The 12,885-nt window shown below is 40.0% G+C and carries 12 protein-coding genes, 1 tRNA gene, 1 other RNA gene and 1 other annotated feature; of the genes, 11 read left to right on the forward strand and 3 right to left on the reverse strand.

The annotated features are described in order from the left end of the window. Positions 1–535: 535 nt before the first annotated feature. Positions 536–1,510 carry a YaaC family protein gene (locus CVD28_RS27120; RefSeq protein ID WP_257986001.1) on the reverse strand — a complete coding sequence of 325 codons (975 nt, stop codon included), beginning with the start codon at positions 1,508–1,510 and terminating at the stop codon, positions 536–538. A gap of 109 nt (positions 1,511–1,619) precedes the next feature. Between CVD28_RS27120 and guaB the strand changes: the two genes are divergently transcribed. From guaB to CVD28_RS27140, 4 genes are all read left to right on the forward strand, one after another. Then, positions 1,620–3,083 (forward strand): IMP dehydrogenase, encoded by a 1,464-nt coding sequence (guaB, locus tag CVD28_RS27125; RefSeq protein WP_101597769.1) that lies wholly within the window; start codon positions 1,620–1,622, stop codon positions 3,081–3,083. Positions 3,084–3,263: 180 nt separating this feature from the next. Further along, the gene (locus CVD28_RS27130) at positions 3,264–4,589 is read left to right on the forward strand and encodes a D-alanyl-D-alanine carboxypeptidase family protein (RefSeq protein ID WP_257986002.1); all 1,326 of its coding nucleotides are present in this window, start codon (positions 3,264–3,266) and stop codon (positions 4,587–4,589) included. 89 nt (positions 4,590–4,678) lie between these two features. Beyond that, positions 4,679–4,902, forward strand: a binding site (T-box leader). Positions 4,903–4,961: 59 nt separating this feature from the next. Beyond that, positions 4,962–6,239 carry a serine--tRNA ligase gene (gene serS, locus CVD28_RS27135; protein ID WP_101597770.1) on the forward strand — a complete coding sequence of 426 codons (1,278 nt, stop codon included), beginning with the start codon at positions 4,962–4,964 and terminating at the stop codon, positions 6,237–6,239. A 124-nt stretch (positions 6,240–6,363) separates the two neighbouring features. Further along, positions 6,364–6,456, forward strand: a tRNA-Ser gene (locus CVD28_RS27140). A 126-nt stretch (positions 6,457–6,582) separates the two neighbouring features. Here CVD28_RS27140 and CVD28_RS27145 read toward each other — a convergent pair. Both CVD28_RS27145 and CVD28_RS27150 read right to left on the reverse strand, forming a co-directional pair. Further along, complete coding sequence (locus tag CVD28_RS27145) at positions 6,583–7,254, reverse strand: deoxynucleoside kinase (protein ID WP_101597771.1); 672 nt, start codon at positions 7,252–7,254, stop codon at positions 6,583–6,585. Continuing rightward, positions 7,232–7,891, reverse strand: coding sequence for a deoxynucleoside kinase (locus CVD28_RS27150; protein WP_101597772.1), 660 nt, complete (start codon positions 7,889–7,891; stop codon positions 7,232–7,234). Before CVD28_RS27150 ends, CVD28_RS27145 begins: the two co-directional genes overlap by 23 nt. 301 nt (positions 7,892–8,192) lie before the next feature. Here CVD28_RS27150 and tadA point away from each other — a divergent pair, with 301 nt between their 5' ends. From tadA to CVD28_RS27185, 7 genes are all read left to right on the forward strand, one after another. Then, positions 8,193–8,711, forward strand: a complete 519-nt coding sequence (gene tadA / locus CVD28_RS27155; RefSeq protein ID WP_101597773.1) for a tRNA adenosine(34) deaminase TadA — start codon at positions 8,193–8,195, stop codon at positions 8,709–8,711. 80 nt (positions 8,712–8,791) lie between these two features. Then, positions 8,792–9,056: signal recognition particle sRNA large type (gene ffs, locus CVD28_RS27160), an RNA gene on the forward strand. Positions 9,057–9,241: 185 nt separating this feature from the next. Then, a complete protein-coding gene (gene dnaX, locus CVD28_RS27165; RefSeq protein WP_101597774.1) occupies positions 9,242–10,930 on the forward strand; it encodes a DNA polymerase III subunit gamma/tau in 1,689 nt (562 codons plus the stop codon). 15 nt (positions 10,931–10,945) lie between these two features. Further along, a complete protein-coding gene (locus CVD28_RS27170; RefSeq protein ID WP_142384827.1) occupies positions 10,946–11,272 on the forward strand; it encodes a YbaB/EbfC family nucleoid-associated protein in 327 nt (108 codons plus the stop codon). 15 nt (positions 11,273–11,287) lie between these two features. Continuing rightward, positions 11,288–11,884 (forward strand): recombination mediator RecR, encoded by a 597-nt coding sequence (gene recR / locus CVD28_RS27175; protein WP_101597775.1) that lies wholly within the window; start codon positions 11,288–11,290, stop codon positions 11,882–11,884. A 26-nt stretch (positions 11,885–11,910) separates the two neighbouring features. Further along, positions 11,911–12,129: a YaaL family protein gene (locus tag CVD28_RS27180; protein WP_101597776.1), complete on the forward strand. Its 219-nt coding sequence runs from the start codon at positions 11,911–11,913 to the stop codon at positions 12,127–12,129. A gap of 123 nt (positions 12,130–12,252) precedes the next feature. Beyond that, a complete protein-coding gene (locus tag CVD28_RS27185) occupies positions 12,253–12,516 on the forward strand; it encodes a pro-sigmaK processing inhibitor BofA family protein (RefSeq protein WP_101597777.1) in 264 nt (87 codons plus the stop codon). Positions 12,517–12,885 lie beyond the last annotated feature (369 nt).

Raw genomic sequence — 12,885 nt, forward strand, 5'->3', positions numbered from 1 at the left:
CGATCAGCTGAAAAGCTGGTCTTTTTTTTGCGTTCTTTAGTTTTAATTTAGGCCATTCTTTAAAATATTTCGAATAACGAGGCTTGTAAGAAATGGATTCCTAAACAGCGTGAACATTTCTCCTTTTCAATAACAAGGGGAACCTCAGTTCAGATGGTGATTTCGCCGAATTTCTAATTAATCTATCCAAATCTCGAAATATTCTATCCGAAATCAAATTTATTAAGCCAAACTACGGGTTAATTTAGCCGAGTGAAAAAATGGGTTCCGAAAGGCTTTTTAAAAAGGTATACGCAGCATAAATCCTATTTGTTGTGAAAGCGTATTTATGATGTGCATATCAAGCCTTCCGAAGGTAGTTCTCGTTGGCCTTCCGGCAGTTGAATAAGTAAAAGAGAAGCGTCCAAGCCAATAGCATCAAGACCGCCCCACATCCTAAGAGCCCTATAACAAAGATCATTATATGATGGTGCCTTTATAGTATCTTTGCCAGCCAAGTTAAAAAGAATATACCACAAAGTATCTGTATTCTTTTTTACTCTGTTAAAAATTTATCTTCAGTAAGCCATTTCAATATTAAGTAAGGCCCTTTCTCCAGTGTAATCGTAAGAAATTGCATGATAAATGGATAGTCGTTGTTTGCCATGCTTTTGAGCAGTTCTGACCACCATTCAGTTTCGTATCGGGCGATCATGCTTAAGTTGTATAAAATTAAATAATGGATAATTAACTCTGGCATTACATAACAAGGTGAGTCTTTATTGAGTGAGAGCATAAAACTGTCATTTTTTATATCCTTTCGGAAGGGTGCATTAGTATTGCAGGAGAGTTTTTTGTCAAATAAAAGTGATAAAGTTTGTCCTTCTTTAAGGTCAATATCAAATGGAATTTTAGACTTTAAAAAGTCATTGAACCGGTTGCTTGTCATATGGAATTGATTAAGTACTGAAATAGGTAAATGGTATTCACCCATTATATAATCCATTTTTTGAAAATTTTTATTTATTGTCAGGAATTCAAAGGACTGATTCATCTCTGGCAATTCTTTTAATAAATCCCGCATAGAAAATTTTTCGCCGTCAAGATGTTTCATATGAAACATTTTTTCGGCAAAATGAGTAAGAAGGCCGTGCTTCTGAATTTTTATTTCATCTGATAAAAATTCATATTGCTGTTTTTTTCTCTTGCGTGTAGTTACACCATGGGCTAAAACAGAGGTTGATTCGGGATAAACAGGATCAACGGTTAGCAGGCAGGCCTTAATTAACTGGATGAAGCCATAAAAGGCAAGTATAGGCTGGATGGAGAATGGGGCAATAGCTGCCTGGTCATAATAAGTTTTGCTGTGTTCAAGATAATAGAGAAAAGGATAGCAGTTTTCGAAGCTTTTTACGTCTTTTTCAGCGATAGATTCTTTTTGATAACATTTATTTAAGTAGGATTGGGAGTATGATGCGGAAAAAAAGAGTTTCAGCAAATCCCAGGTTTCCTTTTTATTTTGGCTGCTCACAAGTTTCCTCCAAATTAAAAGAATAATCAAACATTTAGTAACTTCCTTGACAGTATTTTGTCCAGTTGATAACCTACTAATAATATTTTGAAGCAGGAGGGTAAAAAAGATGTGGGAAAATAAATTTGCAAAAGAAGGTTTAACCTTTGATGATGTATTATTGGTGCCTGCAAGATCTGAAGTTTTACCCAAGGATGTCAGCTTAAAGGTTCGCATGGCTGAAAATTTGAGTTTAAATATTCCAATTTTCAGTGCTGGCATGGATACTGTTACTGAAGCTGAAATGGCTATTTCAATGGCTCGGCAGGGTGGAATCGGGATTATTCATAAGAATATGTCCATAGAGCAGCAAGCTGAGCAGGTTGATAAAGTTAAGAGGTCAGAAAGCGGCGTAATCACAGACCCTTTTTACCTGTTTCCTGATGATCAAATTTTTGATGCTGAACATTTAATGGGAAAATATCGAATCTCGGGTGTACCGATTGTTAATAATGCAGAAGAACAAAAGCTTGTCGGTATTCTAACAAACAGGGATTTGCGTTTTGTTCAAGATTTTTCAATAAAAATTTCAGATGTAATGACCAAGGAAAATTTAGTGACAGCGCCTGTTGGTACGACTTTGGAAGATGCAGAAAAGCTTCTCCAGAAGTATAAAATTGAAAAGCTGCCGCTTGTGGACGAAGCTGGCGTTTTAAAAGGCTTGATTACGATTAAGGATATAGAGAAAGTAATCGAATTTCCTAACTCAGCCAAGGATAAACAGGGAAGATTACTGTGCGGGGCTGCAGTAGGTATTACGAACGATACAATGAAACGGGTTGAAAAACTTGTAAAAGCCAATGTAGATGCCATTGTTATCGATACTGCCCACGGACATTCTAAAGGTGTTCTGGATACTGTAAAAGTTATAAGGGATGCCTATCCGCAATTGTCTATAATAGCAGGAAATGTGGCGACCGCTGAAGCGACAAGGGCTTTGATTGAAGCGGGTGCAGATGTGGTAAAGGTTGGCATTGGACCAGGTTCTATCTGTACAACCCGAGTAGTAGCTGGGGTAGGGGTGCCGCAAATTACAGCTGTTTATGATTGTGCTACTGAAGCGAGAAAGCATGGAAAAACAATCATCGCTGACGGAGGCATTAAATATTCAGGTGATATTGTAAAGGCACTTGCTGCAGGCGGCCATGCTGTTATGCTTGGAAGCCTTCTTGCCGGGGTGAGTGAATCTCCTGGAGACACAGAAATCTACCAGGGACGCCGTTTTAAGGTATACCGCGGAATGGGTTCAATAGGGGCAATGGAAAAAGGATCAAAGGATCGTTACTTCCAGGAGGAAAATAAAAAGTTTGTTCCGGAAGGTATAGAAGGAAGAATTCCTTATAAAGGGCCTTTGACTGACACAGTCTATCAGCTTATTGGCGGCATTCGTTCAGGTATGGGGTATTGCGGTGCAAAAGATCTTGAAGCACTTCGGGAGGAAACACAATTTATCCGCATGACTGGAGCAGGATTAAGAGAGAGCCATCCGCATGATGTCCAAATAACAAAGGAATCACCAAATTACTCGATGTAATTAAGGCTATATTCCTATAAAATACTCGATTTTTTTATGATTATTTAGACAGAGGGTGACTATTCTCTGTCTATTTTTTTTGCTTTTTATGTGATAAAATATACAAGGTTGTTTTTAAAGAAGAGAAGAGCGGTCTTCTTAAAAATAGATTGAGAGAATTGAAAGTGGAGGTATTGGAAATTGAAGAGACTCAGCCAGATTACACTACTGTTTGCGATGCTGTTTGTACTTTCTGTATCGCAATTTGCTTATCATCCGGGAATCGCACATGCTGAAGCCGACCTCGGGCTAAAAGCAGAGGCAGCTATGATTGTCGATGGAAAAACAGGTAAGATCCTGTACGAAAAAAATGCTGATAAGGTTTTAGGAATAGCTTCCATGTCGAAGATGATGACGGAATATATTGTTCTTGAAGCAATTAACGACAAAAAGATTAGCTGGGATCAAAAAGTAAAAATCAATGAATACGTACATAAGCTTTCTGCAGCGCCAGGCCTATCGAATGTAGGGCTGACACAAGGGGAAGATTATACGGTAAAAGAACTGTATGAAGCAATGTCTATCTTCTCAGGAAATGCCGCAACTGTTGCATTGGCTGAGCTTATTTCTGGAAGTGAAAAGAATTTTGTTGGCCTAATGAATAAAAAGGCAAAAGAGCTAGGTATGAAAAACTTTAAGTTTGTTAATTCAAGCGGACTTAACAATTCTAATTTATTGGGCAATCATCCTGCAGGCGAGCCAAATGAAGAAAATGTAATGACGGCACGGGATATCGTAACATTAGCTTATCGATTAATTAATGATTACCCGGAAGTGCTTGATTTCGCTAAAACACCTAAATTAAAGTTTCGGGATGGCAGAGAATACCCAAACTTTAACTGGATGCTTCCAGGTCTTATTTATCAATATGAAGGCGTTGATGGATTAAAAACTGGATCGACTGATTTTGCAGGCTATGGACATACTGGAACAGCCATCCGTAATGGCCAGCGGTATATCACAGTAGTTATGAAATCCACTTCAAAGGACGAACGCTTTGCCGATAGTATTAAGCTGATGGATTATGCTTTTGCAAACTTCGGCAAGGAAGAAATCGTTCCTGAGCATTATCAGGTTAAAGGAAACAAAACTTTGCCAGTTATAAAGGGTAAAGAGGATTCTGTAAAGATCCATACAAAGGAACCAATTGATCTTATGGTAAAAAAGGGCGAGAAAGATAGTTATAAGCCAGTCATTGTTCTTGATAAGGACAAGCAAAACAAGGACGGAGAACTTACAGCTCCAATTAAAAAAGGTGAAAAAGTTGGCTATTTAACCATTAAGCCTAAACAGGGCGAGGATTATGGCTTTCTCACCAAGCAAGGTTCTGATTCAATTAAAGTTGATATTGTAGCTGCTGAAGAGGTAGAAAAAGCTAACTGGTTTGTCCTATCCATGCGTGCAGTGGGCGGATTTTTTGGAGATGTTTTTAGCAGTATTTCTTCAACAGTAAAAGGCTGGTTCTAAGGTAAAAAGGTTATTTCTATAAAAACTGTATAAAAAGGTTGCATAACGCAAAATAATATAGTACATTATGGAAAACAATTTGATAATTATTTAAAACTGTGACAGGAATCAGTAACAAGGCCTTCTGGTCTAAAGAGAGCCGGTGGTTGGTGCAAACCGGTGTCAGATCCTTGTGAATCCATCCTGGAGTGAAGTATGGAACGCCTTTTTAGGCCAGTAATTACTTTCGGCATAAGCCGTTATCCTGATAAGTGAAAAGCGTTTTGCGTGCTTTTAACTAGGGTGGCAACGCGGGTTAACTCTCGTCCCTTTTTCGGGGACGGGAGTTTTTTGCGTTCAAAAAAGTTATTAGATTTTATAGGAGGGAAAAAGATGCTGGATATAAAAGTATTGAGAGCCAATTTTGAAGAAGTGAAAAAGAAACTGCAGTTCCGTGGCGAGGATTTAACGGACCTCGGAAGGTTTGAGGAGCTTGATACAAGACGCCGTGTTTTAATTTCGGAAACGGAGCAGCTAAAAAGCAAGAGAAATGAAGTGTCTCAGCAGGTCGCTGTCCTAAAGCGCGAAAAACAGGATGCTGATCATTTAATAACAGAAATGCGTGAGGTTGGAGACAAAATTAAAGAGCTGGATGATGAGCTTCGTAATGTAGAAGCAGCTTTAGACCAGCTGCTGTTATCTATTCCGAATATCCCTCATGAAAGTGTACCGGTGGGTGACTCTGAGGATGATAACGTCGAAATCCGTACATGGGGAGAATTACCTCAATTTAATTTTGAACCGAAACCTCATTGGGATGTTGCAGTGGAGCTAAACATTTTAGATTTTGAACGTGCAGCAAAGGTAACGGGTAGCCGATTTGTATTTTATAAAGGCTTGGGAGCACGATTGGAAAGAGCGCTTTACAATTTTATGCTTGATTTGCATGTGGAGGAACATGGCTATGAAGAAATCATGCCGCCTTATCTTGTTAACCGTGCGAGCATGATTGGTACTGGGCAGCTGCCGAAATTTGAAGAAGATGCTTTCCTTATCGAGAGTGAAGATTACTTCCTTATCCCTACAGCTGAAGTTCCGGTAACAAACCTCCATAGAGAAGAAATTTTAACTAGTGAGCAGCTTCCTATCAGCTATGCCGCATTTAGTGCCTGCTTCCGTTCAGAAGCGGGTTCAGCAGGCCGTGATACCCGCGGGCTGATCCGCCAGCACCAATTTAATAAAGTAGAGCTTGTTAAATTTGTAAAGCCTGAAGATTCTTATGCGGCGTTAGAAACTTTAACGGGCCATGCAGAGAAGGTGCTTCAGCTATTGGGGCTTCCATACCGTGTGCTTAGCATGTGCACGGCTGACCTGGGTTTCACTGCAGCGAAAAAGTATGATATTGAAGTGTGGATTCCAAGTTACGGGACATACCGGGAGATCTCTTCTTGCAGTAATTTTGAGGCATTCCAGGCGCGTAGAGCAAATATTCGCTTCCGCCGGGAACCAAAGGCAAAACCGGAGCATGTACATACATTAAATGGATCAGGTCTTGCTATCGGAAGAACAGTTTCTGCAATTTTGGAAAATTATCAGCAAGCGGATGGTTCTGTGATTATCCCGGAAGTGCTAAGGCCATATATGGGCGGCAAAGAGGTTATTAAGCCGTAAAAAAAAATGAATATAAATCAAAAAGGAAGCTAGCGTAAACAGCTGGCTTCCTGCCATTTTTATTTAAAAAATATAATGAATGTTGACTTTTAGTATCTGGTATGTTATTCTATTATAGTGATACGGAGGTATACCCAAGTCCGGCTGAAGGGATCGGTCTTGAAAACCGACAGGGGCGTAACAGCTCGCGGGGGTTCGAATCCCTCTACCTCCTCCATTATTTTAAATAATGCAGGAAAACTATAAAATGTTCGGGAACCCGTTGCTGGAATGCAACGGGTTTTTTAATGTTTATTAAATTAATAAATAAAAAACCTAGCCGGCTGACCAGCTAGGTTATAACTTATATTTTTGTTAATTCCCTTGTTTTCTTAATAAAATGACCGACACGTTCGACTATTTGTTCAACGCAGGCTTCATTATTAACTAAATCGTAATCATTTATGTTTAGGCGCAATACTGGACATGCATTGAACTGATTGATCCAGTTTTCATACCGGTGATGCATTTCTTCCCAATATTCAATTGGAGTTTGCTGTTCCATCGGCCGGCCACGTTCTTTAATTCGATCAATTATGTCATCTAAAGAGCCTTCAAGATAAATAAGCAAATCAGGATGCGGGAAGTACGGAGTCATAACCATCGCATCAAATAGACTTCTATAAGTTTCGTAGTCGACCTCGCTCATGGTTCCTTTTTCATAATGCATCCTTGCAAAGATGCCAGTATCCTCATAAATGGAGCGATCCTGAATGAAACCGCCGCCGTATTCAAAAATTCGCTTTTGTTCTTTAAAGCGCTCAGCGAGGAAGTAGATTTGAAGGTGGAAACTCCATCTCTCAAAGTCCGCATAGAATTTATCCAAATATGGGTTCGTATCGACTTTTTCAAAAGAGGTACGGAAGTCCAATGCTTGTGCAAGCGCATTAGTCATGGTTGATTTTCCCACACCAACGGTACCGGCAATGGTGATTACAGCGTTGTTGGGAATATCATATTTTTTTCGAAGGTTCATGGGTGTTTACTCCTTTAAGCAGTTCAGTTTCAATTCTGGAAAGAATATAGGATAAGTCCGCTGTATTTTCAACAAAATCTAATTCATCGCCGTTAAAACGTAAAACAGGAACATCAGGATGCTGCTTTTCAAATGAGAGCATGAAGTTCTCATAGTCAATGGAGAGCTGCTCTAGATATAAAGGACTGATGTTTTTTTCTACTTCCCTGCCTCTTTTGCTGATTCTTTTTAAAAGAGTATCAAGGCTGGCGTTTAAGTATACAACCATATTCGGCTTTGGCATATCTGCTGTAAGTATATTGAAAATTTCCAAGTACTTATCGTATTGCTTTTCCTTCAGTGTTCTACGTGCAAAAATAAGATTTTTAAATATATGGTAATCTGCAACAACGGGGTTATGAACACTTAAGAACTTTTCTTCAATATCCTCCAATTGCTTATAACGGTTGCAGAGAAAAAACATTTCTGTTTGAAAGCTCCACTCATCAATATTCTCATAAAATTTCCCGAGAAATGGGTTCTCATCCACGATTTCTTTTAACAAACCATATTGAAAATGGTCTGAGATCGCCTTTGCTAATGATGTTTTCCCCACACCAATCGGACCTTCAACGGTGATAAATGGTGTGTATTTCATAATTCTGTCCCCCTTAACAGCGGCTGCATACATTCATTGTTCGTTCATTTTTAGCCAAATGCTATTGTACCATATACTTGCTAATAAGAGAGCAGAATAATAAAACTGGGGAGGGAGAATTTTTCTCACATATGGTGATAAATGGTCACCACTTTAGAAGGTGATTATGCGGATGGAATTTATAATTATTTTCAAACTGGCTTCTTTTTTTGTTCGCTGAATCTTTTCAGTTATAATGATGAGTAAGTTAATAGTAATTTTTCTTATTTTTACGTTTATCCATTAGCTAAGGGGTTATACCATGAATGATGAATACTATATGAAGCTGGCGTTGGAGGAAGCAGATAAGGCATGGGGCTTACAAGAGGTGCCGATCGGTGCTGTCATCGAGCTTGATGGCCAGGTTATCGCAAGAGCTCATAATCTGAGGGAAACAGATCAGAACGCGGTTGCCCATGCAGAGCTTCTTGCTATCAGCATGGCTTGCGAATCTCTGGGAACCTGGAGGCTTGAAGACACTACCCTATATGTTACACTGGAGCCTTGTCCGATGTGCGCGGGGGCCATTTTACAATCCAGAATTAAAAGGGTGGTTTTTGGTGCATTTGATCCTAAAGCAGGATGTGCGGGTACCTTTATGAATCTGCTTCAGGATGAAAGGTTTAATCATCAGAGCGAACTAACAGCTGGAGTAATGGAAAAGGAGTGCAGCGAAATCCTGACAGTTTTTTTCCGTCAGCTCCGAACACGCAAGAAAGAAGAGAAAAGAAGGAGTAAACTTAAGGCGCTGGATGAATTTCAAGCATTTGACAGTGATTAAGCATTGCTTTTTTATATGAAAATTAGTATACTAATAAATGTGTCCACTAGGGCACACCTAACAATATGGTAGCAAATTTGCCGTGCTAGACGGGGAGGTAGCGGTGCCCTGTACTCGCAATCCGCTCCAGCGAGGTTGAATTCCTTCTCGAGGTTAGCATACTGTAGGGCCTGCCTTAAGTAAGTGGCGTTGAAGTTCGGGTCCTGCGCAATGAGAATCCATGAATCATGTCAGGTCCGGAAGGAAGCAGCATTAAGTGGAAGCTCTCATGTGCCGCAGGGTTGCCTGGACTGAGCTAACTGCTTGAGTAACGCTTATGGGTGCTAATCGACAGAAGGTGCACGGCAGTTATTACATAGCGCATAAACTCATCCATCTGGGTGAGTTTTTTTGTATGAAGACGGCTGAGTATTTTATTGTTCTGAATTTTAAAAAGGAAAATCTTTACGCTATAATATAGATGAGGGATGCTCGATAAGTTTTATATTCCCTGCTATATTATGAAAGATTATATAAAAGGGGGCGTATTCGTGGCATATCAAGCATTATATCGTGTATGGAGACCACAGCAATTCATTGATGTTGTCGGTCAGGAGCATGTAACGAAAACACTGCAGAATGCCCTCCTGCAGCAAAAGGTATCACACGCTTATCTTTTTTCCGGACCTCGGGGAACTGGAAAGACAAGCGGGGCAAAGATTTTAGCGAAAGCGGTAAACTGTGAAAGGGCTCCAATTAAAGAGCCGTGTAACGAATGCGCCTCTTGCAGGGGAATTACAGAAGGATCAATCTCTGATGTAATTGAGATCGATGCAGCCTCTAATAACGGAGTAGAAGAAATCAGGGATATTCGCGATAAAGTAAAATACGCGCCCAGTGCCGTTAAATTCAAGGTATACATTGTGGATGAGGTTCATATGCTCTCTGCGGGTGCCTTTAATGCTTTGTTAAAGACTCTTGAGGAACCGCCAAAGCATGTTATTTTTATCCTGGCAACTACTGAACCGCATAAAATTCCACTTACGATCATTTCTCGATGTCAGAGGTTTGATTTTAAACGGATTCAGCCATCTGATATCGTTGGACGGATGGAGCAGATTATTGCAGAAACAGGCATAGCCTGTGATGAACAGGCTTTACATATAATCGCACGTGCGGCAGAAGGCGGAATGAGGGATGCACTTAGTTTGCTAGATCAGGCGATATCCTTCAGCAGTGATAAAGTAACTGTTGAAGATGCGTTAACTGTGACGGGTTCAGTCTCTCAGGCCTTTTTAAGCAGACTTGCAAGGGCTATTTACGAAAAAGATGTTACCACTGCACTTCAAGTTCTGGAAGAGCTGCTGGCAATGGGAAAGGATCCATCCAGATTTATCGAGGACATGACCTTTTACTTCAGAGACATGCTATTGTACCAAACGTCGCCTGTGCTGGCAGATTCTTTTGAAAGAGTTTTAATTGATAACCAATTCGAGGAGATGTCCCGCATCATTCCGTCCGGTTTTATTTATGAAGTAATTGATAACTTTAATAAAACCCAGCAGGAAATGAAGTGGACTAATCACCCGCGAATCTTTCTTGAAGTTGCTCTTATTAAACTCTGCCATATAGAGCAGGCTGCTAATCACACTCAGCAAAGCGGTGTCCAGGAGCTTGTTGATAAAATTTCGGATCTTGAGCGGCAGCTGCAGGAGATAAAGGAAAGAGGATTCGCTGTTTCTGATGTGGCTAAACCAGCTGCTCAGCCCAAAACACAACGGACTGCCAAGAAAGCCTACAAGGCTCCTGCGGGAAAAATAAACCAAATATTAAGACAAGCCACCAAACCGGACTTAAAGGCAGTGAAAAGTCATTGGGGCGAAGTGCTTGAAATGCTGGGCAACCAAAGTATGAAGTCATTAGCGGCTTTGTTGAATGAAGCAGAACCTGTTGCTGCTTCTTCTGATGCATTTGTGGTAAAATTTAAATATAATATCCATTGTCAGATGGCGATGGAAAATGCCCGTTTCCTGGAAGTTTTATCTTCAATTATGCATAAAACAACAGGTAAGCGGCTTGAAATGGCAGGTATTCCTGAAGAGCAATGGCAAATGGTTAGGGAAGAGTTTCTATCTACCCAGCAAACCGATACAAAAGAAACAGGAACAGCAGAAGAGGATCCTTTTATCGCTGAAGCAAGGAAGCTTGTCGGCGATGCTTTACTCGAAATTAAAGATTAACTGGAGGTTATGATTATGCGTGGCGGAATGGGAAATATGCAAAATATGATGAAACAAATGCAAAAGATGCAAAAGAAAATGGCTGAGGCTCAAGAAGAGCTTGGCGAAAAGAAAATTGAAGGAACAGCTGGCGGCGGAATGGTAACGGTAGTTGTTTCTGGTCATAAAGAAATTTTAGAAGTAAACATTAAGCCGGATGTTGTAGATCCAGATGATATTGAAATGCTTCAGGATTTAGTTTTGGCAGCTACAAATGATGCTTTGAAGAAAGCGGATGAACTGACAAACCAAACCATGGGGCAATTTACAAAGGGAATGAACCTTCCTGGCGGTATGTTTTAATTTAGGGGGCATTTGATGCATTATCCGGAACCCATTTCAAAGCTGATCGACAGCTTCATGAAATTGCCAGGCATTGGACCTAAGACGGCAGCGCGTCTGGCTTTTTTTGTGCTGAGCATGAAGGAAGATACTGTATTAGATTTTGCTAAAGCGCTAGTGAACGCGAAGCGGAATCTTTCTTATTGTACAGTATGCGGCCATATTACAGACCAAGATCCGTGTTATATTTGTTCTGATCAGCGGAGAGACCGTAGTGTTGTGTGTGTTGTCCAGGATCCCAAGGACGTTATCGCAATGGAGAAAATGAGGGAATACAATGGTTTATACCATGTGCTGCATGGCAGTATCTCACCAATGGATGGGATTGGGCCAGAAGACATCAATATTCCGGACCTTCTCAAGCGACTGCAGGACGAAACGGTTAAGGAAGTAATCCTGGCTACCAATCCCAATATTGAAGGGGAAGCAACAGCTATGTATTTATCCCGTCTTTTAAAGCCATCAGGTATCAAGATTACAAGGATTGCCCATGGGTTGCCTGTTGGAGGCGATCTGGAGTATGCGGATGAAGTCACACTTTCCAAAGCTCTGGAAGGAAGAAGAGAAATTTAGAGTATTGGCAGCTGGGAGGAATTGCGGTGTTTTTTCACCGAAAAGGTTGGCTTCGAAAAGAATATGATCAGAGGCTTATTACTCAAATGGAGAAACTTAAGACCAATTGGATGATCCAAAAATCTCTTTTAGAGAAAAGTGTGGAACCTTCCGACCTGGTAATCATCCAGACAAAAATAGCAGAAGCAAAATACTTTTATCTATTTAAAGAAGCAAAGCATCGAAAAGTGAAGATAAACAGGTAAGTCTATAGGTCAATTAATGTATTAATTTAATTAAAACACATGCTCAGCCCCCTTATTCATTAGTTCTTAATTTGGATTTTGGCTCATAAGCTAAAGTACAAGCTATTGTGAGGGGGGTTTTTATTGGAACCGATCGTAATTATCTCGATTATCGGCGGACTGATATTAGTTTTGTTAGTAGCAGGTGCGCCACTTAAACCAATTCGGTTTGTGGGGCAATGTTTTATTAAGCTGATCATAGGTGCAGTTTTTTTGTTTTTCCTAAATACTCTAGGCGGCAATATCGGATTACATGTCCCGATCAATGGCATTACAGCTGCAGTCGCTGGAATTTTAGGTATTCCAGGTTTATTTGCCCTGGCAGCCATTGAGTATTGGATTATATAAAAAATGCAGCATTAAAAAGAAGTCCAAGCCCGCCTCTGCGTTTAATGAGGAAGGGTTTTTTTATGGAAAAAATATAGAAAGTATCTTGCCTGAAAAAAGATTGCTTATCTTGTTGACATTTATTCTGGAATTTGTTATTATAATACTTGTCGCCAAAACGACAAGGTGTTTACAGTCATTTAAACAAAAAATACTGTTGACATTTAAATTTAGAAATGATATATTAATAAAGTCGCTTCTGAGAGAAACGACAATGGAGTTGCTCTTTGAAAACTGAACAAAACAAAGCGCCAACGTTTTAAGTAATAGTGAGCACACACTAAAAAAGCACATGAGCAAGTCAAACATTTCTTCGGAGAGTTTGATCCT

It is taken from the genome of Bacillus sp. M6-12, from assembly GCF_002860285.1.
In the GTDB taxonomy this organism is placed as follows: domain Bacteria; phylum Bacillota; class Bacilli; order Bacillales; family DSM-1321; genus Peribacillus.

Bases quoted from the DNA above. Each gene is read 5' to 3' on its own strand.
- CVD28_RS27170 (WP_142384827.1), top strand. From the start codon at position 10,946: ATGCGTGGCGGAATGGGAAATATGCAAAATATGATGAAACAAATGCAA.
- CVD28_RS27150 (WP_101597772.1), bottom strand. From the start codon at position 7,891: ATGAAATACACACCATTTATCACCGTTGAAGGTCCGATTGGTGTGGGG.
- guaB (WP_101597769.1), top strand. From the start codon at position 1,620: ATGTGGGAAAATAAATTTGCAAAAGAAGGTTTAACCTTTGATGATGTA.
- recR (WP_101597775.1), top strand. From the start codon at position 11,288: ATGCATTATCCGGAACCCATTTCAAAGCTGATCGACAGCTTCATGAAA.
- CVD28_RS27145 (WP_101597771.1), bottom strand. From the start codon at position 7,254: ATGAACCTTCGAAAAAAATATGATATTCCCAACAACGCTGTAATCACC.
- serS (WP_101597770.1), top strand. From the start codon at position 4,962: ATGCTGGATATAAAAGTATTGAGAGCCAATTTTGAAGAAGTGAAAAAG.
- tadA (WP_101597773.1), top strand. From the start codon at position 8,193: ATGAATGATGAATACTATATGAAGCTGGCGTTGGAGGAAGCAGATAAG.